At 63.8% G+C, this 25,388-nt stretch carries 25 protein-coding genes; 11 read left to right on the forward strand and 14 right to left on the reverse strand.

Annotated features, from left to right (window positions below; translation table 11 throughout):
* Window positions 1-46: 46 nt before the first annotated feature.
* Window positions 47-895: a DUF1499 domain-containing protein gene (locus HCN58_RS01830; protein WP_171577662.1), complete on the reverse strand. Its 849-nt coding sequence runs from the start codon at window positions 893-895 to the stop codon at window positions 47-49.
* 665 nt (window positions 896-1,560) lie between these two features.
* Between HCN58_RS01830 and HCN58_RS01835 the strand changes: the two genes are divergently transcribed.
* Window positions 1,561-2,574: an SEL1-like repeat protein gene (locus HCN58_RS01835; RefSeq protein ID WP_210265827.1), complete on the forward strand. Its 1,014-nt coding sequence runs from the start codon at window positions 1,561-1,563 to the stop codon at window positions 2,572-2,574.
* A 107-nt stretch (window positions 2,575-2,681) separates the two neighbouring features.
* On the opposite strand, the gene HCN58_RS01840 is transcribed toward HCN58_RS01835, so the two are convergent.
* Entirely contained in the window at window positions 2,682-4,310 is a 1,629-nt protein-coding gene (locus tag HCN58_RS01840) for a fatty-acid--CoA ligase (RefSeq protein WP_171577663.1), read from the reverse strand.
* 77 nt (window positions 4,311-4,387) lie between these two features.
* Between HCN58_RS01840 and HCN58_RS01845 the strand changes: the two genes are divergently transcribed.
* Complete coding sequence (locus tag HCN58_RS01845) at window positions 4,388-5,536, forward strand: extensin family protein (RefSeq protein ID WP_171577664.1); 1,149 nt, start codon at window positions 4,388-4,390, stop codon at window positions 5,534-5,536.
* Window positions 5,537-5,564: 28 nt separating this feature from the next.
* Here HCN58_RS01845 and HCN58_RS01850 read toward each other — a convergent pair whose 3' ends face one another.
* Window positions 5,565-6,254 (reverse strand): L,D-transpeptidase, encoded by a 690-nt coding sequence (locus HCN58_RS01850; protein ID WP_171577665.1) that lies wholly within the window; start codon window positions 6,252-6,254, stop codon window positions 5,565-5,567.
* A 339-nt stretch (window positions 6,255-6,593) separates the two neighbouring features.
* Between HCN58_RS01850 and HCN58_RS01855 the strand changes: the two genes are divergently transcribed.
* Together HCN58_RS01855 and HCN58_RS01860 are read left to right on the forward strand one after the other, a co-directional pair.
* Window positions 6,594-7,571: a magnesium transporter CorA family protein gene (locus tag HCN58_RS01855; protein ID WP_171577666.1), complete on the forward strand. Its 978-nt coding sequence runs from the start codon at window positions 6,594-6,596 to the stop codon at window positions 7,569-7,571.
* A gap of 131 nt (window positions 7,572-7,702) precedes the next feature.
* A complete protein-coding gene (locus tag HCN58_RS01860) occupies window positions 7,703-7,924 on the forward strand; it encodes a hypothetical protein (protein WP_171577667.1) in 222 nt (73 codons plus the stop codon).
* Window positions 7,925-8,106: 182 nt separating this feature from the next.
* Here the strand turns inward: HCN58_RS01860 and HCN58_RS01865 are convergent, their stop codons facing one another.
* Window positions 8,107-8,859, reverse strand: coding sequence for an SDR family NAD(P)-dependent oxidoreductase (locus HCN58_RS01865; protein ID WP_171577668.1), 753 nt, complete (start codon window positions 8,857-8,859; stop codon window positions 8,107-8,109).
* Window positions 8,860-9,000: 141 nt separating this feature from the next.
* Window positions 9,001-9,642, reverse strand: coding sequence for a pyridoxamine 5'-phosphate oxidase (gene pdxH, locus HCN58_RS01870; RefSeq protein WP_171577669.1), 642 nt, complete (start codon window positions 9,640-9,642; stop codon window positions 9,001-9,003).
* 122 nt (window positions 9,643-9,764) lie between these two features.
* On the opposite strand from pdxH, the gene HCN58_RS01875 reads away from it, so the two are divergent.
* Both HCN58_RS01875 and HCN58_RS01880 read left to right on the forward strand, forming a co-directional pair.
* Window positions 9,765-10,172, forward strand: coding sequence for an RT0821/Lpp0805 family surface protein (locus HCN58_RS01875; protein WP_171577670.1), 408 nt, complete (start codon window positions 9,765-9,767; stop codon window positions 10,170-10,172).
* A 126-nt stretch (window positions 10,173-10,298) separates the two neighbouring features.
* Complete coding sequence (locus HCN58_RS01880; protein ID WP_171577671.1) at window positions 10,299-11,264, forward strand: DnaJ C-terminal domain-containing protein; 966 nt, start codon at window positions 10,299-10,301, stop codon at window positions 11,262-11,264.
* 449 nt (window positions 11,265-11,713) lie between these two features.
* On the opposite strand, the gene HCN58_RS01885 is transcribed toward HCN58_RS01880, so the two are convergent.
* Both HCN58_RS01885 and HCN58_RS01890 read right to left on the reverse strand, forming a co-directional pair.
* On the reverse strand, window positions 11,714-12,484 hold the full coding sequence (locus HCN58_RS01885; protein ID WP_171577672.1) for an anti-sigma factor family protein: 771 nt from the start codon (window positions 12,482-12,484) through the stop codon (window positions 11,714-11,716).
* A gap of 56 nt (window positions 12,485-12,540) precedes the next feature.
* Entirely contained in the window at window positions 12,541-13,029 is a 489-nt protein-coding gene (locus tag HCN58_RS01890; protein ID WP_171577673.1) for an RNA polymerase sigma factor, read from the reverse strand.
* Between the two features lie 203 nt (window positions 13,030-13,232).
* Between HCN58_RS01890 and fabI the strand changes: the two genes are divergently transcribed.
* From fabI to HCN58_RS01910, 4 genes are all read left to right on the forward strand, one after another.
* Window positions 13,233-14,063: an enoyl-ACP reductase FabI gene (gene fabI, locus HCN58_RS01895; protein WP_171577674.1), complete on the forward strand. Its 831-nt coding sequence runs from the start codon at window positions 13,233-13,235 to the stop codon at window positions 14,061-14,063.
* A 12-nt stretch (window positions 14,064-14,075) separates the two neighbouring features.
* Window positions 14,076-14,675: a histidine phosphatase family protein gene (locus HCN58_RS01900; RefSeq protein WP_171577675.1), complete on the forward strand. Its 600-nt coding sequence runs from the start codon at window positions 14,076-14,078 to the stop codon at window positions 14,673-14,675.
* A gap of 180 nt (window positions 14,676-14,855) precedes the next feature.
* A complete protein-coding gene (aroC, locus tag HCN58_RS01905) occupies window positions 14,856-15,941 on the forward strand; it encodes a chorismate synthase (protein WP_171577676.1) in 1,086 nt (361 codons plus the stop codon).
* A 75-nt stretch (window positions 15,942-16,016) separates the two neighbouring features.
* On the forward strand, window positions 16,017-17,201 hold the full coding sequence (locus tag HCN58_RS01910) for an adenylate/guanylate cyclase domain-containing protein (protein ID WP_171577677.1): 1,185 nt from the start codon (window positions 16,017-16,019) through the stop codon (window positions 17,199-17,201).
* Window positions 17,202-17,514: 313 nt separating this feature from the next.
* Here the strand turns inward: HCN58_RS01910 and clpS are convergent, their stop codons facing one another.
* From clpS to HCN58_RS01925, 3 genes are all read right to left on the reverse strand, one after another.
* On the reverse strand, window positions 17,515-17,820 hold the full coding sequence (gene clpS / locus HCN58_RS01915; protein WP_171577678.1) for an ATP-dependent Clp protease adapter ClpS: 306 nt from the start codon (window positions 17,818-17,820) through the stop codon (window positions 17,515-17,517).
* 46 nt (window positions 17,821-17,866) lie between these two features.
* On the reverse strand, window positions 17,867-18,709 hold the full coding sequence (locus HCN58_RS01920; RefSeq protein ID WP_171577679.1) for an SEL1-like repeat protein: 843 nt from the start codon (window positions 18,707-18,709) through the stop codon (window positions 17,867-17,869).
* A 78-nt stretch (window positions 18,710-18,787) separates the two neighbouring features.
* Window positions 18,788-19,180: a hypothetical protein gene (locus HCN58_RS01925; protein ID WP_171577680.1), complete on the reverse strand. Its 393-nt coding sequence runs from the start codon at window positions 19,178-19,180 to the stop codon at window positions 18,788-18,790.
* A gap of 235 nt (window positions 19,181-19,415) precedes the next feature.
* On the opposite strand from HCN58_RS01925, the gene HCN58_RS01930 reads away from it, so the two are divergent.
* Window positions 19,416-20,288 carry a DUF1194 domain-containing protein gene (locus HCN58_RS01930; protein WP_171577681.1) on the forward strand — a complete coding sequence of 291 codons (873 nt, stop codon included), beginning with the start codon at window positions 19,416-19,418 and terminating at the stop codon, window positions 20,286-20,288.
* Window positions 20,289-20,393: 105 nt separating this feature from the next.
* Here the strand turns inward: HCN58_RS01930 and HCN58_RS01935 are convergent, their stop codons facing one another.
* From HCN58_RS01935 to dxs, 4 genes are all read right to left on the reverse strand, one after another.
* Window positions 20,394-21,641, reverse strand: coding sequence for a class I SAM-dependent RNA methyltransferase (locus HCN58_RS01935; protein WP_171577682.1), 1,248 nt, complete (start codon window positions 21,639-21,641; stop codon window positions 20,394-20,396).
* A complete protein-coding gene (locus HCN58_RS01940) occupies window positions 21,634-22,389 on the reverse strand; it encodes a TlyA family RNA methyltransferase (protein ID WP_171577683.1) in 756 nt (251 codons plus the stop codon). Before HCN58_RS01940 ends, HCN58_RS01935 begins: the two co-directional genes overlap by 8 nt.
* A 2-nt stretch (window positions 22,390-22,391) precedes the next feature.
* Window positions 22,392-22,955 (reverse strand): nucleoside 2-deoxyribosyltransferase, encoded by a 564-nt coding sequence (locus tag HCN58_RS01945; protein WP_171577684.1) that lies wholly within the window; start codon window positions 22,953-22,955, stop codon window positions 22,392-22,394.
* A gap of 253 nt (window positions 22,956-23,208) precedes the next feature.
* Window positions 23,209-25,134, reverse strand: a complete 1,926-nt coding sequence (gene dxs, locus HCN58_RS01950) for a 1-deoxy-D-xylulose-5-phosphate synthase (RefSeq protein ID WP_171577685.1) — start codon at window positions 25,132-25,134, stop codon at window positions 23,209-23,211.
* Window positions 25,135-25,388 lie beyond the last annotated feature (254 nt).

The following is a 25,388-nucleotide window of genomic DNA, read 5'->3' on the forward strand; positions in this document are numbered from 1 at the left end:
CGCACCATAGTTCGCGCTTAGCGCGCCTCGGGATGACACTGACGCGTCACTTCTTCACGTTCTTTGCCTGCGTCTTGGCCGGCGTCTGCGGCTTTTTCGGCGCCGCCGGTTTGGCGTCGACGGCCGCGTTGATGTCCTCGATCAGCTTACTGACGCGGGCGGCGTTGCTGCCGAGATCGCTTTCGAAATAGCGCGAGGAGGAGCGGATATCGACGCGCGATTCCTCGCCGTCGGGCGTGATGCGGATCGAGATGTCCTCGCGGAATCCCATGATCGGCGTCCGCGCCACCGCCTCGATGCGGCCGATGCGGCGCGGCGGCTGCGGCGGCCGTTCGTCGATCACGAGCCATTTGCGCTTGTTGACCAGCGCCAGCGTCACTTCGTAGGCCCGCTGCGGCGGCACTTCGAGCTCCACGGTCTCGATGTCGGGGTAGGCGATGCGCTGCTGTTCGGCCGAATAGAGTCCGGCATAGACGGCGGAGTTGGCGCCTTCGCCGCTGCGCAGCCGCGCCAGTGCCTCGAAGCGCGGCGGATCGATCGGATCGGTGGTGATGTCGTGGATCGGCGGCAGCTTGCGGTATTGCAGGGCAAGGTAGGCCGGATAGGCGAGCAGGAGGGCGTTCATCAGGAACGCCAGCAGGATCCGGCCCATGCCGCGCGAACCGGTTTGCCAGATCGAGGCAAAGGCGGCGAGGCCGACCAGGATCGAAAGTACGGCCAAACCGAGCGCGCCGAAGAAGGTCGCGAGCGCCGGTTTCACCTCCAGAAACCCGAAGCGCACGATGATGATCGACACCACCACTGCGACCACGGCGAAGATGGCCAGGTTGCGCGACCAGGTGGCGAGGCTGGACACGGGCTCCGACTGGTAGGGAGCGGAAAACCTTCGGGCCATCGGTGAATCTGCCGGGTTTTGAAATCTGTCTGGCCGCCGGTAGGGCCGGGCTGCAAACTCGCAAGCTTGAGACCACGGCGCGGCGCGAATTTCAAGGTTTGCAGGCGATACTAATCGGGGCAATGCGTCGCGCGGTGCAACCTCACGGGTTAACTATCCCCGTAAATTGATTATTAGTTGTAGATTGAAGTTGGTCCAATTTTCGTCTACCTCTCGCCGCTGGGTTGTCGTATTTGCCGTAACACGGGACTGTCCTGCACGGGACGCCGGCGAACGCCAGCCAAAGGGGAAACGGCGGGCGTCAGCCGGAAGCGCTGCAGGATGATCTCAACTCCTGGTCCTTGTTGCCGGGCGGAGCCGCAAAAAAATTGCGGTTGCGCCCCCGGAGTTCTAGGATCGCATAGGGCGCAATCGGCATACGTCCGCGGGGCTGGCGGAAGGCCCCATGAGGGCGAGTGTTCAGTATGAGTGATACAAAGCACGAAGGATATGTCGGCCCGAACGATCCGGCATATTATGCGCCGCGTGAGCTGAGGGAACGGACGAGCAGCGATCAACCGGGCACGATGCTCATGCAGAACGACGATGGTTGGCGTCCGCGAATGCCGACGGAAGTACCGCCCTTGCAGCCCTTCAGCAAGCCGCCACGCCGCCAGGATTCCGAAATGTTCACCAAAGCCGTGGCCCAAGCCATGCAGGAGGCGCGGGAGACCGCGCCCGTCGAAGCGCCATCCGTGCTCCGCGACCTGTCGGGACGCCGTGCGCTGCTTCAGCAGGTCATCCGTTTCTCGATCGCGGTGGCGATTGCGGCGAGCATCGCGATGCTCCTCGTCATGGCCATTCCGTCGTCGCAGCGCCCCGGAAACCAGGATAACGCGTCGCTTTCGGCTGCCTGGCAATCGGTGAAATCATCGGTCCTTCCGGTGCCGCAGCCGCAACCGGCGAGGCGTACGGCGACCTTGGCCGTGCAGGACGGCACCGGGTTTGCCAACGATCCTGTGCCGCTCGGAATTCATGTCGGCGCTCCGCCGCCTGACGCGTTCGTATCCATCAATGGACTGACTGCCGGCGCACGGCTGACGTCTGGCAAGCGTGTCGGTCCGAGCGAGTGGCGCGTGCCGGCAACGGAGATTTCAGGCGTTTCGGTCATTCCGCCGGACGGCTTCACCGGCCAGATGCTGGTGACGGCGGAACTGCGTGACGGTAATGGCGTGGCGCTTACCGGCACCTCCACGCGGCTGACTTGGACGCCTGTGCCGACTGCCGCTCCGCCGCTGGTTGCCGCGCCAGCCCCGGTGGCTGCAGCGCCGGTCGCCGCACCGCCGCCGCCGGTAGCCGTGGCCGCAGCCGTGCCGGTGCCAGCCGCGCCGCGGCAGGCGGAGGTCGTACGCAGCCTCGATCCGAAGGAAATCGCTGCCCTGATCAAACGCGGACAGGACCTGCTCGCCGCCGGCGACGTGCAGTCGGCGCGGTTGTTGCTGATGCGCGGAGCGGAAGCGCGGGATGCGCGCGCGGCGCTGCTCGTCGGCACCACCTACGATCCGGCGCGGCTCAGGCAAATGGGCGCCGATGGCCCGCTGGCGGACGTCGCGCAGGCCCGCACCTGGTATCAGCGGGCAAAGGAATGGGGCGAACCCGACGCGCAGCGACAGCTCGACGCGCTGGCGCTCTCGCGCTGATCTTGAACCGGCGTGTTGCACGCGCCGCTTGAGCAAGACTTTTCAGGAAAAGGCCGCCTCCCGCTTTGCCGGAAGGCGGCCTTTTTGAATCGAGCGCGGGCTTCGCGTCACGCCGCTGCGTTCGGGAAGCGGTAGCTTTTGAACTGCTCGCGCAGGGCGGTCTTCAGGATCTTGCCGGTCGCGGTGTGCGGGATGCCGTCGACGAAGACGACGTCATCGGGCATCCACCATTTCGCGATCTTGCCATCCATGAATTTCAGGATGTCCTCGCGGCTCGCCTGCTGGCCGGCCTTGAGTTGGACGATCAGCAGCGGACGTTCATCCCATTTGGGATGGTAGACGCCGATCACGGCTGCCTCCGCGACCGCCGGATGGCCGACCGCGAGGTTTTCGAGGTCGATCGACGAGATCCATTCGCCGCCGGACTTGATGACGTCCTTGGAGCGGTCGGTGATCCGCATGTAGCCGTGCTGGTCGATGGTGGCGACGTCGCCGGTGTCGAAATAGCCTTCGTCGTCGAGGATGTCGCTATCGACCTTGAAATAGGCCTTGGCGACCGCGGGCCCGCTCACCTTGAGGCGGCCGAAGGTCTTGCCGTCCCACGGCAGTTCCTTGCCCGCATCGTCGGTGATCTTCATCTCGACGCCAAACGGCGGGTAGCCCTGGGTCTGCAGGATGTCGAGGCGCTCCTCGCCGGTGAGTTCGGCAAACGGCGGCTTCAGCGCGGCCACGGTGCCGATCGGGCTCATCTCGGTCATGCCCCAGGCGTGGCGTACGCGCACGCCCATATCGACGAACGACTTGATCATCGATCGCGGCATCGCCGAGCCGCCGCACACCACGCTCTTCAGGTGGGGTAGTTTCAGATTGTTGGCCGACATGTGGTTCAGCAGCATCAGCCACACCGTCGGCACGCCGGCGGTGTGCGTGACCTTCTCGGTGTCGAGAAGTTCATAGACCGAAGCACCATCGAGCTTGGCGCCGGGCATCACGAGCTTGGTGCCCATCGAGGGCGCGGAGAACGCGATGCCCCAGCTATTGGCATGGAACAACGGCACCACCGGCAGCATTGTCTCGGCGGCGCTGGTGCCGAGAGCGTCGACATTGTTGGCCATCAGCCCGTGCAGCACGTTGGAGCGATGCGAATACAACACGCCTTTGGGATCGCCCGTGGTGCCCGAGGTGTAGCACATCGCGGCCGCGGTATTCTCGTCAAAGTCCTTCCATTTGAACTTGCCGTCCACTTCCGCGATCCAATCCTCATAGGCGACCGCGTTCTTCAGCGTCGTCTGCGGCATATGCGCCTTGTCGGTCAGCACGATATAGCGCTCGACGCTCGGCAGGTTGGCCGCGATCTTTTCCAGGATCGGCACGAAGGTGATATCGGTCATCACCATGCGGTCCTGCGCATGGTTGATGATCCAGGCGATTTGGTCGGGGAACAGCCGCGGATTGACGGTGTGGCAGATCGCGCCGATTCCCATGATGCCGTACCAGCATTCGAGATGGCGCCAGGTATTCCAGGCAATGGTAGCGACGCGGTCACCGAGCTTGATGCCGTCGCGGTCGAGCCGTTGCGATACTTTCAGCGCGCGTGCATGAATTTCGGCGTAATTGGTGCGATGAATGGGACCTTCGATCGATCGCGTGACGACTTCTTGCGTGCCGTGATACTTCGCCGCGTGTTCGATAATCCGATGGCAAAGCAAAGGCCAATCTTGCATCAATCCGAGCATACGCACTTTCCTCCGATGGTTTGTTTGTTGCCGCACGATCCGCCGACTGGATCGGCGGGTGGGTTCATGGAATTGACATGAACTTTACCGTGCGGAAAGCAAGCCGAAAATGGGCTACTGGCGCCATTGGCCGCATCGAACCGGCAATGGTTACCGCTGCCGCAGTGGCGCTCCTGCTTGGCATGCCGACCGGGCCGGCCATCGCGGCGAAAACGTCTCGCTCGGCGCCGTGGGCAGACCTGTTCAGGGATGCTTCTCCAAGGCCGCGGGCGACGGCACGCCGGACGGCTGTGCCGCTGCCGAAGCCACGCCCGGCCGATGCTCCGTCAGCCGGGCGCGACAAGCCGGACAAGGAGCAACAGGCGTCTCCCCCGAACGGCAAGCCCAGTGAGCAGGCTGAGCCCGCACCGCAGCCCACCCCACAACCATCCGCCTGCCGGCTGGCGCTCACCGAGGCCATCGCGATTGCGCCCTCGATTCCCAATATTCGCGGGGCCGGCGGCTGCGGGGGCGAGGATCTGGTGCGGCTGGAGGCGATCGTGCTGCCGGACAAGCGGCAGGTTTCGGTGAAGCCGGCGGCGATCCTGCGTTGTACCATGGCGTCCGCGATCGCCGACTGGATCCGCAACGACATCGCGCCGCTGGCGGAGCGCCTCGGCACCACCGTCTCCGATCTCGACAATTTCGATTCGTTCCAATGCCGCGGCCGCAACCGCATCGTCGGCGCGCAGCTCTCCGAACATGGCCGCGCCAACGCGCTCGACGTTCGCGCCTTCAACCTCGCTAATGGCCGCACGATTTCGCTGACCGATCGCACCGTGCCGCGGGAATTGCGCGAGACCGTGCTGCATTCCGTCTGCGCGCGGTTCTCGACGGTGCTGGGTCCGGGCTCGGACTGGTACCACGAGGATCATATCCATCTCGACCTGATGGAACGGCGCAACAATTACCGGATCTGTCAGTGGGATGTGTGGGATCCGCTGCCGCAGACAGCGCCGCTATTACCGGCCGAACGGCCCGGGGAGGCGCCGCCGCGCGAGGTCGCCGCCAAGCCCGACGACGCCAAGTCTGACGCGAACAAGTCTGATGCGAACAAGTCTGACGCGAAACCCGATGCTGCCAAGCCGGATGCTGAAGAATCGAATGCCGCGAAACCGGATAAGGCCGAGCCGCCGCGCGAGGAGAAGTCCGCAACAAAAAAGCGCCGGAAAAACCGGCGCTCTTGATCTTCAATTACGGTCTGGCCGATGCCGGCTATTGCGCCATCGGGCCGCTGTTGCCCCCGCCTTGCAGCGCCATCTTGGAATTGAACGGCGAGTCGCCCTGCTTGGGCTCGAGCACGACGACCACCGTGCCCGTCTTTACCCGGCTGTAGAGGTCGATGACGTCCTCGTTGGTCATCCGAATGCAGCCCGAGGAGATCGAGGCGCCGATATATTCCGGCTGGTTGGTGCCGTGGATGCGGAACAGCGTGTCGCGGTTGCCCTGGTACAAATAAAGCGCGCGGGCGCCGAGCGGATTGTCCACGCCGCCGGGCACCGAGGCAGGTAGGCCTTCTATCCGCTTGTGAATGTCGGCAGTCGGCGTCCATTTCGGCCATTCGGCCATGTTGCCGACGCGCGCGATGCCGGAGAATGCGAGCGCTTCCTCGCCGACGGTGACGCCATAGCGGATCGCCTTACCACCGTCCTGGACCAGATAGAGGTAATGGTTGTCGGAATCGACGACGATGGTACCGGGCAGTTCCTTCCGGTGATAATCGACGATGGCACGGCGGAACGGTTCCGCCGGCGGAACGGCGGCGTAGCGTGCTTTGGCGAGCTGCGCCTTGTCGTTCGGCTTGAGGGTGGCTTCAGGGGCGGCCTGATAGGTGGTTGCCGGCATGCAGCCGGATAACGCAAGGCCGGCGGCGAGCAGCCCCAAGATAACTTTCAGCGACGACATGGCACACTTCCAATCGAAAGTCCGGCGTTCGCAAGCCGCAATCTTGCGCCTCAAACGCGACGATTCCATTAATCCCATTATCCGCAAAAGCCGGCTGATATGCCAGCATTTGCACGCCCCTTCGGCGCTGCGGAAGGCCAGCTGTGGCTTTTGTGCCGCAAATTTTGCGAGTTCCGGTTGATTGGCGGGCAGGGGGTGTGTCGAGGCCGAATTGAAGCCGCACTGGCGCCGTCCCGCTGCCATAAATATGGACCGCCGATTAATGCGCGGGTCATGAAGCGCTTGCCAGAATCGGGTTTAGTACCCCTGGGTGGATTTCTGCCCGTTCCGGAGTTGCCCATGTTTTCGGTGTTTGTTCCCTCCGAATCCTCCCTGAAGAAGCTCCCGGCCGCGGACCCGGCGGCATTGCCGGACAATGCGGTCTGGATCGACCTGTTGAACCCGACGATGCAGGAGGACCGCGCGGTGGAGCGGCTGGCTGGGATCGCGGTGCCGACCCGGGAAGACATGCAGGAGATCGAGATTTCCAGCCGGCTCTATATCGAGAACGGCGCCCGCTACATGACCGCTACGCTGATGTGCCAATCCGACACCGATATGCCGAGGACCACGGCCGTCACCTTCATCCTCGCCGGTCACCGTTTGGTGACAGTGCGGTACGACGAGCCGAAGCCGTTTGCTCTCGTTGAGCACAAGCTGGCGCGTTCATGCCTGCCGGGGATATCAGGCGAAATGGTGCTGATGGAACTGCTCGACGCGGTAATCGACCGCTGCGCCGACATTCTGGAGCGCGCCGGCGCCGAGGTCGATCAGGTCTCGCATGATATCTTCGAGCCCGAAAGCGAGCGCCACGGCCAGGCCAAGCGATACTCGCAGATATTGATCGCAATCGGGCGCAAGGGGGATCTGGTCTCCAAGATCCGCGAAAGCCTGGTCTCGATCGGCCGCGTCGTCACCTTCCTGTCGGCGGTGATGGAAGGCGTCAAATGGTCCAAGGACATGCGCGAACAGCTCAAGACCATGCAGCGCGACGTCGGTTCCCTGACCGACCACGCCTCCTATCTGTCCAACAAGATCACGTTTACGCTCGACGCCATGCTCGGCGTCGTCAATCTCGAGCAGAACAACATCATCAAGCTGTTCTCGGTGATGGCCGTCGTGCTGATGCCTCCGACGCTGATCGCCTCGATCTACGGCATGAACTTCAAGATGATGCCGGAACTCGAATGGCCGCACGGCTACCCGATGGCGCTTATCATGATGCTCATGGCAGCCGTGCTGCCCTACTTCCTCTTCAAGTGGAAGAAGTGGCTGTAGGGCGGCGGTTCCCCGCGGTTTCTGGACGTGCGAAAGATCGGCTCAATCTCACCGCTAAAATTTGAGCAGTGGACTGAACGAATGGTCGAAACTTGTCTGCGATAACGCATCTCTCACGCCGCGAGGATCCCATGGTTGAGAAACTCATAATGTCGCCACGCAACGTCATCGATCTTGCGCGCTATCAGCAGGGCCGCGTCGTTGGCAAGGCGCCGGCGTTCTCGACGCGGCTTTGCCGGCACTGCGGTGCTGTGCTGGCGGACGGCGAGAACGAGGACGAGTGTTCGAGCACGTTCAACGTCGCTGCGGTGACTGCGCTACGCACGGCGCAGCGGAAATTTTACGCGGAGTGAACGTTGTCTCCGCAATGACCGACCTCATCCTGAGGAGCGCGCCTTTGCGCGCGTCTCGAAGGATGGGCCACGGGCCTCGTCGTTCGCTCGGCGATGTGGAGCATCGTCCGAAGACGGCGCTAACGCGCCTCCTCACCATGAGGGTCTGACGGCTTCGATGGCTTCGATGGCGGCGCTCAACACTAAACGTGCTGGCCGCCGTTGATGTGGATCTCGGCGCCGTTCACGTAGGAACTGGTTTCCGTGCACAGCACATAAATGATTTTGGCCACCTCGTCCGGCGTGCCGAGGCGATGCATCGGAATCTGTTGCTCGACGATCTTCTCGGTACCCGGCGACAGGATCGAGGTGTCGATCTCGCCGGGCGCGATCGCATTGACGCGGACGCCGACACGGCCGAAATCGAACGCCATCTCGCGCGTCAGCGAGGCAAGCGCCGCCTTTGACGTCGCATAGGCCGCGCCCGCGAACGGGTGCACGCGCGAGCCCGCGATCGAGGTGACGTTCACCACGGCGCCCCTGGCGTGTTTCAATTCCTCGATCAGTCCGCGCGCGATCATGATCGGTGCGAAGAAGTTGACGTGAAAGACGTGGCTCCAGGTCTCGACGTCGGTGTCCATGGTACCGAGCCGACCGCCGTCCGGCGCCTTCGGCGAGATCGCCGCGTTATTGACCAGCGCGTGCAGCTCGTCATTCTCCAGCCGCCTGCGAATCTCGGAAATCGCGCGCACGGTGTCGTCGTGGCTGCCGAGGTCGACCTCGATGTGATCCTCCGGGCCTGCGCCCCACGGGCAGACTTCCGGGAAGGCATGCCGCGAACAGGTAATGACGCGCCAGCCGGCCGAGGAAAACCGGATCGCGGTGGCGTGGCCGATGCCGCGGCTGGCACCGGTCAGAAGCAGCGTGCGCCGCGGCGCGTTGGATGAAGCGGGCATCTAGGTTCTCTCGTTCTCCGTCATGCCCGGGCTTGTCCCGGGCATTCACGTCGTGCTTGGTCACAGCGTGGGACGTGGATGGCCGGGACATCCTACACGGAGACTCGCTTCGCGGTTTGGCCCGGCCATGACGCTCTGAGTTTAGGGATAGAGCCGCACCTTGTTCCAGGCTTGTGACGGCGCATCGCGGCGGAATTCGATGCGATCGTGCAGGCGGAACGGGCGGTCGTGCCAGAACTCAAAGCGGGACGGTTGAATGCGCCAGCCGCTCCACCCCGGCGGCCGCGGCACTTCGCCGATCACGTATTTGGCTGCGACCTTGGCGATCGCCTGCTCGAAGGCGAAGCGGCTCTCCAGCGGCTGCGACTGTTTGCTGGCCCAGGCACCGATCTGCGCCTGCTTCGGCCTTGTGGCGAAATACGCGTCGGCTTCCTGGTCCGTCACCGGCGACACGTTGCCGCGGATGCGCACCTGACGGCGCAGCGACTTCCAGTGGAACAGTAAAGCCGCCTTGGGATTTGCGGCGAGTTCGCGGCCCTTCTGGCTGGCGATGTGGCTGTAGAATACGAAACCCTCTGCATCATAGCCCTTCATCAGCACCATCCGGACATCCGGCAGCCCGTCGGAATCGACGGTTGCTAGCGCCATCGCGTTGGGATCGTTCGGCTCGGACTTCACGGCTTCCGCAAACCACTCGGCGAACAGCGCAAACGGTTCCTCGGCGGCGGTAAAATCACCCGATGTTAACGGTGTCGGGTGTTTGATGGAGGTCGTGTCCGTCATGGCAGGAGTCCCAGTTGCGTACCCTCGCGTCCCAGAGCGCGTTGCAGCCCCGATGCGGGCTCGCCCTATATAGGGCATGGGGACGCGTTGGCCTATCGGCGATCGGGCCGAAGGGCGCTGTGATGGCGTTGATTTTGATTGGTCTCGGCTCGGGTGGCTGCAGCCTGTCGCGCCCGGATGCCTACGCCAGGATGGATGCTGCCGACGTCACCGGCGCGTTGGGCAAGCCGCCGACCAACCCGGCCGTGCCGACCGAGAGCGATCTCGCCTTTGCCCGCACCGCCGCCTCCGACGTGCTGACCAAGGGCGACAGGGATTCCAGCCAGCCCTGGGAAAATCCGGAGACCGGCGCGCGCGGCTCGGTGACGCCGCTGTCCCAGGCCTACTCCGCCGAAGATGGGCGCACCTGCCGGGATTTTTTGGCAAGCTACGTCAACGGCCGCTCGGAAAGCTGGCTGCAGGGCGCCGCCTGCAAGGCCGGCCATGGCCGATGGGAAATCCATACAATCAAACCGTGGACGAGGGGATAACGCCTCACGGCGCTTTCGAGCAGAATGGGCTAGTTGCAAAAATGCAACTGGCTCCCCAGATGAAGCCAAAGCGGGCAGATTGCCCTAAGCTTCAGAAACCGAATTTCCGTGAAGGAGACGTGACGGATGCGAGACCCCTATGAGGTCTTGGGGGTGCCGCGGGGCGCCAGCGCTGCGGCGATCAAGAGTGCCTATCGCAAGCTCGCCAAGAAGCATCACCCGGACAACAACAAGAACGACCCGAAGGCGGCTGCCCGCTTTTCCGAGGTCAATTCGGCCAACGAGATTATTGGCGACGAGGACAAGCGCAAGCAGTTCGACCGCGGCGAGATCGATGCCGAGGGCAAGCCGCGTTTTCAGGGCTTTGGCGGCGGCCCAGGCGGCGGCCGCGCTGGTGGACCCGGCGGCTTCGAATCGTACACCTTCCGCACCGGCGGCGGGCCCGGCGGCATGGGCGGCGGGGCGGGCTTTGAGGATATCCTCAACAGCATGTTCGGAGGCGCGGCGAGGGGCGGACGTCCCGGCGGCAGCGGCCGGACGTTTGAATTCGACACCGGCGGAATCGGTCTCGACCTCGATCTGAACGTCGCCATGACGGTGTCGCTGGAAGAGTCGGTCAAGGGCGGGGAAAAACGCGTCCGTCTGCCGACCGGCAAGGAGCTTAACGTCAAGATCCCCGCAGGCGTCACCGCCGGTCAGCAGATCCGGCTAAAGGGGCAGGGCGAAACCGCACCGGGCCACCCGCCGGGTGATCTCCTGATTACGGTCAGCATCGCCCCGCATCCTTTTTTCAAGGTCGAGGGCAGCGATTTGCGCCTGGATCTGCCCATCACGCTTTATGAGGCGGTGTTGGGCGGCAAGGTCCGCGTGCCCACGCTCGGCAGCGCGGTCGAGCTCTCGATCCCGAAAAATACCTCGAGCGGTCGCACCTTCCGCCTCAAGGGCAAGGGCCTGCCCAAGCCCGGGGGAACCGGGGACCTGTTCGTCAGCGCCCGAATTATCTTGCCCGACGGGAACGACAGCGAGCTTGAGGCATTGATGCAGAAGTGGCGCGATGGCCACCCCTACAATCCGCGCAGCGATTTTGGCTGATTCGGCTAGGTTCGCGGCGCAGATTTTGCGTGGAATTAGATAGCGGGGTTCCGAGCAGGAGTTTCCCAAAAAAGCGCGTTTCTTTCCTGGAAACAAAGGGTTTCCCGGGAAAAGGGCGGCCTCGAAAGGGGGACCAGCGCGGTACCAAACCCCAATCGAGGCCGCTTGCGCCGATCGGCGGATCGAACGCTACTCATTTTCGCGTGATCACCCGGTGCTTTAATGAGACGCGCCGGTGTTTTGATTCCAGATTTTCGATGTCAGAATTTGGACAAGTGGCGCGGTGTTGCCGATCCGCCGCTTTTCTTGCTGCCGCGCGTAGCTTTTTTGCCGCAGCGCATCGCCTGGATGGAGCGACCGGTAGCCCGGATGGAGCTAAGCGCAATCCGGGAACGCTCCATCTCGTCGCGGCGATCCCGAGTCTCGCCGCGCTTCGCCCGGGCCGCGGGTTAGCCCTTCTTTTCCATCTGATCGTAGACAGCTTGGGCGATCTGGGTCAGTCGTCCCCGGTCGACGCCAGTGGACACCACCGCGTAAACGACGCCGTCATCCGCCCAGAACAGCGTACTCTCCTTGCCTTCCGCGGCGTAGCGCATCTGCGTCGCCTCGGCGTCGGATTTGGCGGTGTAGATCGTGAAACGTTCGCCCGAGGCGCTCTCATACATCATGAAGGATGCCGGGCCTGCGGAACCCGGCAACAGTCGTCCGCCGACGAGTTTCAATCCGGCCCCCGTCAGCTCGGGCGCGCGGACAACCCAGCCGCAGCGCTTGGTCAGCCACTGCTGCAGATGACTGCGTTCGCTGCCCGGCACCTCGACGGGATGCCGCACCTCGACCACGTAAAGCCGGTGCGCTTCGATCGCGTGCACCGTCAGATTCTGGAAAGCCGAGGGGGCAGTTGCTGCGCCGCGCGCGAACCAGCCGGTGCCGCCGCCGACGATGAACGCCGCCAGCGTGGCCGCCACCGCGCCGTACACCCATTTGCGCGGCTGTTGCACCAGCCGCTCGATCTCGAGCCGCTTCGGCACCGTCTCGTCGATCACCGAATCGTACCGGGCATGCAGCGCTTCCGCCATCGCGCGCCACGACTGCACCCGTGCGGCATCGTCGGGATGCGCGGCGAGCCACGCCTCGACGTCGCCGCAGCGTTCCGCCGGCAACTCGTTGTCGACGTAAGCATGCAGCTCGTCTTCGGTGACGGGGATGTTGCGGTCGGTCATTGTCGTCTCTGCCTAATCCTGCTCTGTCTATGCGTAACGCGTTTCATGCGCCTTCGTCATTTCACCCGCCTGAGTGCCGTCCGTTCGCCCTCGAGCGAAGCCTTGACATGGGCGCGTGCGCGGGCAAGCCGGGACATTACGGTGCCGATCGGCACGCCCTGGATGTCGGCGACCTCGCGGTAGCTCAGCCCTTCCAGCATCACCAGGAGCAGCACCGAGCGCTGTTCTTCCACCAGCGTCGCCAGCGCCCGCGCGATGTCGCGGCCCTCCGCCTCGGTGCCGCTGGCGTCCGGGTTGTTGTCGAGCAGCGGCATGAATTGTGGCCGCCGCGCCAAGGACCGCCGCCGGTTCTTGTTCAAATTGGTAAGGATCGTATAGAGCCAGCTCCTGACGTCGCCGCCGAGAAACAGCCGTTCCGAACGCAACGCACGCACCAGCGTATCCTGCACCAGGTCGTCGGCGATGTCGGCATCGCGCGCGAGTGCACGTGCATAGCGGCGGAGCGCCGGAATCATGGCTTCGACACTTTGACGAAACGCGCTCATCGGCACCGAAAGCAAGAGTTGCAGGAGTCATGAGGCGCGAACGCCTTACCCAACATAACACCCAATTGACGTGTCTATTCCAGCCATTGAGCCGCACCCGAAACAGCGTTAATCCGGGACGGAATTGGCTCGACCGCGCGGGAGTGCTGGTGTACCTCCAACCCCGAATGGAAAGCCCGGATGGCAGCGCGATTGGAAAGCAGATGTCGCAAAAATCAGGTCTGATGCACGGCAAGCGCGGGGTGATCCTCGGCGTCGCCAACAACCGCTCGATCGCCTGGGGTATCGCCAAGGCATGCCACGACGCGGGCGCGGAAATCGCGCTCACCTGGCAGGGCGATGCGCTAAAGAAACGGGTCGAACCGCTGGCCAAGGAGTTGGGTGGCCTCCTGCTGGGCCATTGCGACGTCACCGATGACGCGACGATCGATGCGGTGTTCGATGTGCTCCGCGAAAAGTGGGGCAAGATCGACTTCGTGGTTCACGCCATCGCCTTCTCCGACAAGGACCAGCTCGACGGCCGCTATCTGGAGACGACGCAGGACAATTTCTCCAGGAGCATGCTGATCTCCTGCTATTCGCTGACCGCGATCACGCAGCGCGCCGAGAAGCTGATGACCGAAGGCGGCTCGATCCTGACGCTGACCTATTACGGCGCGGAAAAGTGGATGCCGCACTACAACGTGATGGGCGTCGCCAAAGCAGCTCTCGAAGCCAGCGTGCGCTATCTCGCAGCCGACCTCGGCGAGAAGAACATCCGCGTCAACGCCATTTCGGCGGGGCCCATCAAGACGCTCGCCGCATCCGGCATCGGCGACTTCCGTTATATCCTGAAGTGGAACGAATACAACGCGCCGCTGCGCCGCACCGTTTCCATCGAGGAAATCGGTGACAGCGCGCTGTACCTGTTGTCGGACCTGTCGCGCGGCGTCACCGGCGAGGTGCATCACGTCGATTCCGGCTATCACGTCGTCGGCATGAAGCGTCCCGATGCGCCCGACATCGCGCTCTCCAATTCGGTAGCTAAGGAATAGCGTGATAGTCCGATGCCCGCGCCGGTGATCTACTACATCCGCCATGGCGAGACGTCGTGGAATGCGGAAGGCAGGCTGCAGGGCGCGCAGGACGTTCAGCTGAACGATCTCGGCCGCAAGCAGGCGGCCCACGCCGGCAAGGTCCTCGCCGAGCTTCTCGCGCGCGATGGCCGCGATAAGTCCGCGCTGCCGTTCGTTGCAAGCCCGCTTTTGCGCGCGCGGGCGACGATGGAATTGGTGCGCGGTGCCTTAAAGCTCCCGGCGGATGGATACGCGCTCGATGATCGCCTGCGCGAGATCGGCTACGGCGTCTGGGAGGGTTCGACGCTGGCCGAGATGCAGGCCGCCGACCCGGTGCTGTATGCCAAGCGGCTGACCGCGAAGTGGACGATGGCGCCGGAAGGCGGCGAGACCTATGCCGAGGTGGAGGACCGGATGCGCGACTGGTATGATTCCTTGCGCGCGGATACCGTCGCGGTGGCCCATGGCGGCACCGCGCGGGCGCTGATGGTGGCGCTCGGCATGGAGACGCCGGCCAGCGCCGCCGATCTCGTGATCGAGCAGGGCGCCGTCTACGTGTTCCGCGACGGGGACTTGCGGAGGTATAGTTAAGGGCGAAGTTACTAACGCGGGCATTCCGGGCGGTCCGCAGGACCGAACTGGGGTGCGCAAGGGGCGCACCCTAGTTCGATGCTTCGCATCGCCCCGAAATGACGGTTGCCGGTTTGACCGCCGTGCCGGCGCGCGTTACGACAAGTCAGAATTGGCTTACTTTGGCGAGCTACGCAGCAGATGTCCTTCAACACCTTCGGCCACCTCTTCCGCGTGACGACTTTCGGCGAAAGCCACGGGGTCGCGATCGGCTGTGTGGTTGATGGCTGCCCGCCGCTGATCCCGCTGACATCAGAGGACATCCAGCATGATCTCGATCGCCGCCGTCCGGGACAATCGCGCTTCACCACGCAGCGCCAGGAGCCGGATACGGTAAAGATCCTGTCCGGCGTGATGGCGCATCCCGAAACCGGCGTGCAGGTGACGACGGGAACGCCGCTCGCGCTGTTGATCGAGAACACCGACCAGCGCTCCAAGGACTATTCCGAGATCAAGGACAAGTTTCGCCCGGGGCATGCCGACTTCACCTATGAGGCCAAATACGGCCTGCGCGATTATCGCGGCGGCGGCCGCTCGTCGGCGCGCGAGACCGCAACCCGCGTTGCCGCCGGCGCCATCGCACGAAAGATCCTGCCTGATGTGAAGGTGCGCGGCGCGCTGGTGCAGATGGGCCCGCACAAGATCGACCGCGACAAATGGGATTGGGACGAGATCGCGCGCAATCCGTTCTTTTGTCCCGACAAGGACAAGGTCGCGTTCTTCGAGCAGTATCTGGACGGCATCCGCAAGAGCGGCTCCTCGATCGGCGCGGTCATCGAAGTGGTCGCCGAAGGCGTACCCCCAGGATGGGGCGCGCCGATCTACGCCAAACTGGACGCCGACCTGGCGGCTGCCATGATGAGCATCAATGCGGTGAAAGGCGTCGAGATCGGCGCAGGCTTTGGCGCGGCTGAATTGTCCGGCGAGGAAAACGCCGACGAGATGCGGACCGGCAATAACGGCACGCGCTTCTTGTCCAACCATGCCGGTGGCGTGCTCGGCGGCATCTCGACCGGCCAGCCGGTGGTGGTGCGCTTTGCGGTCAAGCCGACCTCGTCGATCCTCTCGCCGCGCAAGACGGTGGATCGCGCTGGCGCCGATACCGACATCATGACCAAGGGCCGCCACGACCCCTGCGTCGGTATCCGCGCGGTGCCGGTCGGCGAGGCGATGATGGCCTGCGTGCTGGCGGATCACTTCCTGCGCCATCGCGGGCAGGTCGGCTGACGCCGGACGCCTCTCAACGTCAAGCGTTCGTCTTGCCTTGACGCGCGCTTAACTTGCGCGGCAAATACCGGCGTGATGAATGTCTCCGAACTGCAGAAGCTGACGGACTGGCTGATCGACGGCGGGCGAACCGCGACAAGCCCGCGCCGATTTATGGCCGAGTGCTGCGAGCGAATGGTCATGGCCGGCTTGCCGCTGTGGCGCGTCGGCGTCTTCGTTCGCACCCTGCATCCGGAGATCTACGGGCGCAGCTTCGTCTGGAAGCCGGGTGCCGAGGTCGAGATCGGCACGGTCGATTACAAAATTCTGGAATCGCCAGATTTCCATTCGAGCCCGCTGATCATCGTGTTCCAGCAGGGCATCGAGGTTCGGGCTCGCGTCGACGATCCCGCCAGCAAGCGCTTTCCGATCATCGAGGACCTGCGTGCCGAAGGCGTCACGGATTACGTCGCGCTGCCGCTTCCTTTCGTTGGCGGCACGGTCAACGCGTCGAGCTGGACCACGAAGCAGCCGGGCGGGTTCACCGACGAGCAATTGGACGCGCTGCGCGGACTGGTGCGGCCGCTGGCGCGCGTCGTCGAGATCCTCAGCCTCAACCGCATGGCTGCGAGCCTTTTGGACACCTACGTTGGCAATAGCGCCGGCGAGCGGATCATGGGCGGCCAGATCAGGCGCGGCCACACCGAGACGATGAATGCCGCGATCTGGCTCTCCGATCTGCGTGGCTTCACGGCGTTGTCGGACCGGCTGCCGGCCGAGGCCGTCGTGGACATTCTGAACCGTTATTTCGATTGCCAGGTCGCCGCGATCAAGAAGCACGGCGGCGACGTGCTGAAATATATGGGCGACGGGCTGCTCGCGGTATTTCCGATCGACGAATATGTCGGCGACGAGCAGCAGGTCTGCTCGCACGTGCTGGAGGCCGCTCACGAATCCCGCGCCAGCGTGGCCGACCTGAATTATCCGATCGGAGACGCGGTCGAACGTTTTCGTTTCGGCCTCGCGTTGCACGTGGGGCGAATTCTCTACGGCAATATCGGCGGCGGAAACCGGCTCGACTTCACCTGCATCGGTCCCGCGGTGAATCTGGCGGCGCGGCTGGAGAAGATCGCTAGTCAACTCAGACGCACGGTCGTGGCGTCAGAAGGTTTCGCCGGCATCTGCCGGGGAGGATGGAGCGATCTTGGCGAGTTTCCAGTCGCCGGTTTTTCGAAGGCCGCGCGCGTCTATGGCCTGGCTGACGAAACGTCGGCGGGTTAACCCCGTAGCCCGGATGGAGCGAAGCGAAATCCGGGGACTGGCTCTATGGTCCACTATCGGAGCAACTTCGCCCCCGGCGGGACGTTCTTCTTCACAGTCACGCTGGATGATCGAAGATCATCCGCGCTGATTGAAGCACCGACTGGCAAGGTCGCCATCCGATTGGCCGTTTTCCTCGCTGCATCGCTATGTCCGCGCCGGCGTTTTGTCACCGGATTGGGGCGGCGACGGGAGTATCGACACAAGCAATTTTGGTGAGCGGAGGGACTGACCCCGGATTTCGCTTTGCTCCATCCGAGCCACGCGTTGACGGCTATTCCTCCGGCTCGGTCGTGAACAGGAGCGGATAGCCTTTGGCGCGGCCGGCGTCGGTGGCGCGGGTCGCCTTGGTCTCGGCGACGTCCTTCGTAAACACGGCGACGACGCAGACGCCGCGGCGGTGCGCTGTTATCATCACCTTGTGGGCCTGGTCCTCGGTCATGCGGAATTCGGCTTTCAACACGGTGACGACGAATTCGCGCGGCGTGTAGTCGTCATTGATCAGGATGACCTTGTGCAGGCGCGGCCGTTCGACCTTGGTTTTGATCTTGGTTTTTGGCGCAACGACGGTGTCTGCCATTTCCAGCTAAGTCCCGAAGCGAACGAACTCAGACGGTCGGCAGCGCTTAGTTGGCGCGGCAATCCGCCAGACGCTGCGCCATGGTCTGATCGCCGCGGCTGACGGCCGTCTCGATCAGTTTACAGGCTCCGGGCCGGTCCTGAAACTGGGCGTTTGCCGAGAGTTTCAGCTCGATCAGGGCTTTCATTGCGCCGGGTTCGTCGAGTTCCGCGGCCTCCACGGCGGCGTAAAGCGTTATCTCGGGATGGCTGATCCGCGTTTGCGGGTTTTCGGCGAGCAGCCGGATGACCTGCGTGCGGGCATCGAAATCCCAGGTGCTGGCGCGGTCGATCAGATTGACCGCCTCCTGGATGTCACGCGGCAGCAGCTTGCCCTCGAGGGTGAGCTGTCCGAGCATTCCCTTGGCCATCCAGCTATCGGACACGCCCTTCAGCAACGACACGGCGCGCTTGGGGTGGGCCGGACCGCCTTCGCCTGCGATCAGCATTTCGGCAAGCGGGACGATGGCGCCGCCGGGATCGGGACGGCGGGCTTCTTCGAGCAACTCGCGTGCGCGCACCGGGTTGTCTTTGCGGATTGCGATCGCCAGTTCGCGCTTGGCGCCGAACACGCCGGCCTGTGCCGTTCTTTCCAAAATGTCGAGGCCGCGGGCCCGCTCGTCGGGCTTGTCCGACGTCGCCAGCAGACGACCGAGCGTTACCAGCATGCCTGCCTTGCTTGCGTCGTTCGCAGGATGGGCGACGGCACGTTCTGCCCAATATCGCGCGGCGACGCCATCGCGTTTGACGATACCACCGTCCTCAAGACCGCGCACCAAGGTCAGCATCGAACGCGGATGGCCGAGTTCGGCGGCCCTGTGCAGGGCCCGATCGGCTTCGCCGCGCGTCACGAGCGGTACCCGGTCGAGATGGCCACGATCCCAGGATCGATGATGCTCGTAGAGTTGGTAGTAGGCCTCGGCACTGCCCTACGATGCCGCTTCACGAAACATGGCAACCGCCTCGGCCTTGCGCTCATAAGGCAGGCTGCGCGCATACGCGGCCTTGAGTTCTGCGTTCGCAGGGGTGGCCTCGAACGCCATCTTGCAGCTGTCGCGCCGCAGGTCCCAGCGCCGGCGTTTGGCGGCGTCGTCGATATACTCCTTCGGCTCGTCAAAGAGCTGCTGGCAGAGTTCGACGGCATTCTCCGGCGTCAGCACCGGTTCCGGCTGCGCCACTTTCGGCTCGCCGGGACCAGAAAACACCAAAGGCAGCGACAGCACCGTCACGACGAGCGCTGCGACTATCCCGGCCCAGATCACGATCGGGCGCATCGCTGGCGGAATACTGTCATTTGCTGGAATTTTCGGCGGCGTGACCATGATCGTGCCAATGCGGCCGTTCCGGGCCGGCTGCACCGCATCTGTCGCGCCGAGCGCTCCATTCGTTCAATTCGGAGCCGGATACCGGATAGGTCAATCGCGTCACGGAACCGGCCAAGAAGATCTCCTGTGAACGAAGCCGATCCTAACCCGAATGTGAAGGACAAATGATTTCAGCGCTTTGCGTCGGCCATTTTGCGTGTCACCATCGCTGCCGTTCGACGGGAGGGCCGCAATGCGCTGGTATGTCTCGATCGGGGTCGTGCTTGTAGCCGGCGTGCTCGCTGTCGGCGATGTGGCAGGGGTTGCCGCGCCGAACCCAACGAACGGGGCGGGCCATCAGGCAAACGCCGCTGGCCGTCAGCTCACCGACAAGGAAGCCAATCCGACCGTGGACATCGAGCTCGTCCTTGCCGTCGACGTCTCCTATTCGATGGACATGGATGAACTGGCGCTGCAGCGGGAGGGCTATGCGCAGGCGATCGTCTCCAAGGAGTTTTTGCAGGCGCTGAAGAGCGGCCCGAACGGCAGGATCGCGATCACCTATTTCGAGTGGGCGGCCTCCACCGATCAGAAGATCATCATCCCGTGGCGCGTGATCGACGGGCCCGAGACGGCCGATGCCGTCGCCAACGAGATCATCAAGACCCCGATCCGCCGGGCGTCGCGCACCTCGATTTCGGGTGCGATCAACTTCGCCATGCCGCTGTTTGACGAGAACCCGCATCGCGGCCTGCGGCGGGTGATCGACATTTCCGGCGACGGCCCGAACAACAACGGCGCGCCGGTCGTCATCGCGCGCGATGCCGCTGTGGAAAAGGGCATCGTCATCAACGGCCTGCCGATCATGGTGAAGGAGCCGTCTTACTCCACCATGGATATCGACAATCTCGATTTTTATTACGAGGACTGCGTCGTCGGCGGCCCCGGCTCGTTCGTGGTGACCATCAAGGACCGCGACAAGTTCAAGGAAGCGATCCGCACCAAGCTGCTCTTGGAAGTCGCCGGCCGCACCCCGGAACGTCCGGTGGTACCTGCCGCGGGCCGCGAGCCGCGGGTCAATTGCATGATCGGGGAGAAGATCTGGCAGGATAGGTGGGGGAGATGAGTATTTTCGTAGCCCGGATGGAGCGAAGCGAAATCCGGGAATACCGTCGCCATCTGCACCAGCCCCGGATTGCGCTGCGCTCCATCCGGGCAACGGGTTACGAGCTCACCTGTTAAACCGCGCCACCAGCTCCACATGCGGCGTGTGGCGGAACTGGTCGACGGGTGTGACGCCTTCGATGCGGTAGCCGCCGTCGATCAACATCTTCGCATCGCGTGCGAACGTCGTGACGTTGCACGAGACCGCAACCACCGCCGGTATTTTGCTCGCCGCAAGCTGCGTCGCCTGCGCCTGCGCGCCCTGCCGCGGAGGATCGAACACCACCGCGTCATAGTCGCGTAGTTCCTGCGGCATCAGCGGACGGCGAAACAGGTCGCGCGGCTCGACCTTGACCGGCTTCAGTCCTGAGGTGGAAGTCGCAGCCTTCTGCAAGGCTGCTACCGCGCCGGCGTCACTGTCGAAGGCGGTTACCCGCGCTTTCGCCGCAAGCCGCAGTGCGAAGGGACCGACGCCGCAGAAGAGGTCGAGGATGTGTTTGGCGCGCCTGGAATGATTGGACACCAGCGCGGCCAACGTTTCCTCGCCCGCCACGGTTGCCTGCAGGAAGGAGCCGGGCGGCAGCACGACCTGCGCCGCGCCGATCGAAATCACGGGCGGCGTTCGCATCAGCAACAGTTCGCCATGGCGCGTCAGCCGTGCCAGCCGGTGCTGTTCGGCGATGCGCGACAGAAGCGCGATCATGGCTGACGATACCGGCCCGGAGCCACGCACATCGACGTCGAGGCCGCTATTGGTCGCGGTGATCTGGATGTCGAGTGGCTTGCCCATCGCAATCAACGGCTCGGCGATGGCCCAGGCGGCCTCGATCGCGCCGCTCAATTGCGGATCGAGGATCGGGCAGCGGTCGATCGGAACGACGTCGTGCGAACCCGCCGCCGCATAGCCGACCTTGAGCACGCCATGCGTTCCCATCCGCCCGTGCAGGGTGATGCGCCGGCGGCCCGCGCCATGGGCATCGACCAGGGGCGCGACGTCGCAATCGATCCCCGCCTGCGAAAGCGTCGTCACCACGAGCTCGCGCTTCCAGGCGCGATAGGGCTCGGCGTCCCAGTGCTGGATCGCACAGCCGCCGCAGACGCCGAAATGCGGACAGAACGGCGCGACCCGCGCCGGGCTTGCGGCCTCGACTTTGAGCAAACGCCGGCGGTCGGGATGGTGGCCGGGCACCGGACCGGCCTCGATTGTTTCGCCGCCGAGCGCGTACGGCACATAGATATTGCCGCCGCCTGATATGGCGACGCCGTCGCCGTGATGGCCGACATGGTCGATGACGAGGCGTTCGCTGTCAGCCACGGCGCGCGCCCATGAAGAACTCGATATTGCCGTCGCCGCCTTTGATCGATGACGGAAACACCTGGATATCGGTGCAGCCGAGAGAAGCGGCGAACGCCGAGATGTCGTCGCAGATCGCCTGATGCACCATCGCGTTGCGGATGATTCCGTGCTTGGAATGTTTCCGCTCCGCCTCGAACTGCGGCTTAATCAGCGCGAGCAGATGCATCGGGGCTGCGGCCAGCGACAGTGCCACCGGCAGCACCGCCTTCAACGAAATGAAGCTGACGTCGATGACAACGATATCGGGCCGGGCGGGCAGGCGCTTGCCCTCGAACTTGCGGATGTCGGTTTCTTCCATCGACACGACCTTGGGATGGTTCTGCAGCGAGGGATGCAACTGGCCGTGACCGACATCGATGGCAAAGACGATGCTCGCGCCGTTCGCCAGCAGCACCTCGGTGAAGCCGCCAGTGGACGCGCCGACATCGAGGCAGACGTGGCCTTCGACCTCGATCGGATACTGCTCCAGTGCGCCGGCGAGCTTGACGCCGCCGCGTGAGACGTAAGGGTGCGCGGGCTGGGCAGACAATTCGGCACTGGCGGCGATCATCTCCGACGGTTTCAACACGGGCCTGCCGTCGGCCATCACGCCGCCGGCCTCGATCGCGGCGCGCGCGCGGGCGCGGCTCTCGAACAGGCCGCGCTCGACCAGCAGCACGTCCACGCGCGTGCGGGGAGAAGTTTCGCTGTCGTTCTTGTCAGCCAAGTTCAGTCCGATTTGCCGGTGGCGCGATCCGCCGCCAGAGCGACGCAGGCCTCAAAGGAGGTGAGATCGTGCCAGATTTTTTGAGACCGCTGTTGCGGCGTCACCAGTCTAGCACCATGCAGATCGAGCGTGTGGATCATCATGAGATTGTCGGGCAGGCCGAAATCTTCCACCGTCAGCCCGTCGCCGTCGATCAGATGGCCGGTGGCGGATTTGGTCACGTCGTAGTTCCGTTTTACGCGCTCAAGATAGGCTGCGGGGTCGTTGCTGTAGGCCAGACAGAGTTTGCCGCGGCCGGCCATGTAGCCGAGTTCATAGACCGTGCCGGCGTCGGCACTGGGGCCGCGAAACGGCGTAAGATTGGCAATGATCGCATCCGCCGCATCCATCATTGCTTCATTGCCCTTGAAGATCGCGAGCGAGGCATCGGGGGCAGTGAGGTTGATTACGTTATCGAGCGGGTAAAGGCCGGTTAGCCCATAGTGCGCGCAGATCGCGGCCTTGCGGCGGCCGATCTCAATGGCATCCGGCAGGAACACGTCGGGACCTGCCAGATAGATCTTCATGGAATTACCGGCGCCAGGACGTGATGGGGTCAGTCGAATAGCCGATCACGGCGGGACTGCGCTCCCTCTCCCGCTTGCGGGGGAGGGCTGGGCTGGGGTGCATCCGCGATGCGTACTGTTCGAGTGGGAGAGCTTCCCCCACCCGCATCGCATCGATGCGACCCAAAAGCGAGCTTCGCTCGTCTCGATCCCCGCAAGCGGGAGAGGTGGAACGAGGCCGCGGTCAAACCGATCAAATCGACGGAGCTTGCCCTCAGGCGAGCTTGACGGTCTCGGTCTTGTAGTCCTTGCCGAGCGCATCAAACACCTTGGCGACGATGCCCTTGGCGTCAAGGCCGGCATGGGCGTACATCGCGTTCGGCGTATCGTGGTCGATGAACTCGTCGGGCAGGATCAACGCGCGCATGCGCAAGCCGCCGTCGAGCATGCCGTATTCGGCCAGCGTCTGCATGACGTGCGAACCAAAGCCGCCGATCGAGCCTTCCTCGATGGTGAGCAGCACCTCGTGGTCGCGGGCCAGCTTCAACAAGAGATCGACATCGAGCGGCTTCATGAAGCGCGCATCGGCGATGGTGGTGGAGAGGCCATGCGCGGCGAGTTCGTCTGCGGCCTTCTCGCATTCGGCCAGACGTGTGCCGAAGGAGAACAGGGCGATCTTGTTGCCCTGGCGGACGATGCGGCCCTTGCCGATCTCGAGGGGAATGCCGACTTCCGGCATTTCGACGCCGCGGCCTTCGCCACGCGGATAACGCACCGCGCTCGGACGGTCGTTGATCGCTACTTGGGTGGCGACCATGTGCACCAGCTCGGCTTCGTCGGACGCCGCCATGATGACGAAGTTCGGCAGGCAGCCGAGATAGGCGTTGTCGAACGAGCCGGCATGGGTCGCGCCATCGGCGCCAACCAGGCCGGCGCGGTCGATCGCAAAACGCACCGGCAGGCTCTGGATCGCAACGTCATGGACCACCTGGTCGTAGCCGCGCTGCAGGAAGGTCGAGTAGATCGCGCAGAACGGCTTGTAGCCTTCGGTGGCCAGACCCGCCGCAAAGGTCACCGCATGCTGCTCGGCAATGCCGACGTCGAAGGTGCGCTGCGGGAATGACTTGTTGAAGATGTCAACGCCGGTGCCCGACGGCATCGCGGCGGTGATGGCGACGATTTTGTCGTCCTTCTCGGCTTCCTTGACCAGGCTCTGGCCGAACACGTTCTGGTAGGCCGGCGCATTCGGCTTGGCCTTGGCCTGCGCGCCGGTCGCGACGTCGAACTTGACGACCGCGTGATACTTGTCGGCGGAGGCTTCCGCGGGGGCGTAGCCCTTGCCCTTTTGCGTCACGACGTGAACAAGGATCGGGCCGGTTTCCATATCGCGGACGTTCTTCAGGACCGGCAGCAGATGGTCGAGATTGTGGCCGTCGATCGGGCCGACGTAATAGAAGCCGAGTTCCTCGAACAGCGTGCCGCCGTCCATCATGAAGCCGCGGGAATATTCCTCGACGCGGTTGGCGCGGTTGGCGAGGATTTTCGGCAGACGCTTGTTGATCTGTTTGGCCGCGTCGCGCAGCGTGCGGTAGGTCTTGCCGGAATAGAGGCGGGAGAGATAGGCGCTCATCGCACCGACCGGCGGCGCAATCGACATGTCGTTGTCGTTGAGGATGACGATCAGCCGTGAATTCATCGCGCCGGCGTTGTTCATGGCCTCATAGGCCATGCCGGCCGACATCGCGCCGTCGCCGATTACGGCGATCACGTTGTTCTTGCCGCCGGAGAGGTCGCGCGCCACGGCCATGCCGAGGCCGGCGGAGATCGAGGTCGAGGAGTGTGCGGCGCCGAACGGGTCGTAGTCGCTCTCGGTGCGCTTGGTGAAGCCGGAGAGACCGCCGCCGGTGCGCAGCGTGCGGATGCGGTCGCGGCGGCCGGTCAGGATCTTGTGCGGGTAAGCCTGGTGGCCGACGTCCCAGATCAGGCGGTCGCGCGGCGTATCGAAGATGTAGTGGATCGCGGTGGTCAGTTCGACGACGCCGAGGCCGGCGCCGAAGTGGCCGCCGGTCACCGAGACGGCGTCGATGGTTTCCTGGCGGAGCTCGTCCGCGACCTGGCGCACCTGTTCGATTTTGAGCTTGCGAAGATCATCGGGCGTGCGAATGGTGTCCAGAAGCGGCGTTTTACTAAATGTGGTCACAGCGATATTCCAATTTTGCATGTCGGGGCGATAACCCGACGCGAGATGGGGTACGCGTTAACCGCGCAGTGAGAATTCAGATGCCAGGTGCCACCTCGGCGGGCCGGTATCTGATTTGAAAGCCTAGATGCACTCCGGTTCAAACCATGTGATATGCATCACGTTGGTAGCTTTTAACCCTTCCCGGTCAGTTTCCTTAGCGATTTGAAGAACTTGCTGGCGTCGGAAATCAGCGGCAGGCCACTTTCCTCAGC

This window comes from Bradyrhizobium australiense (genome assembly GCF_013114825.1).
Classification (GTDB): Bacteria; Pseudomonadota; Alphaproteobacteria; order Rhizobiales; family Xanthobacteraceae; genus Bradyrhizobium; species Bradyrhizobium australiense.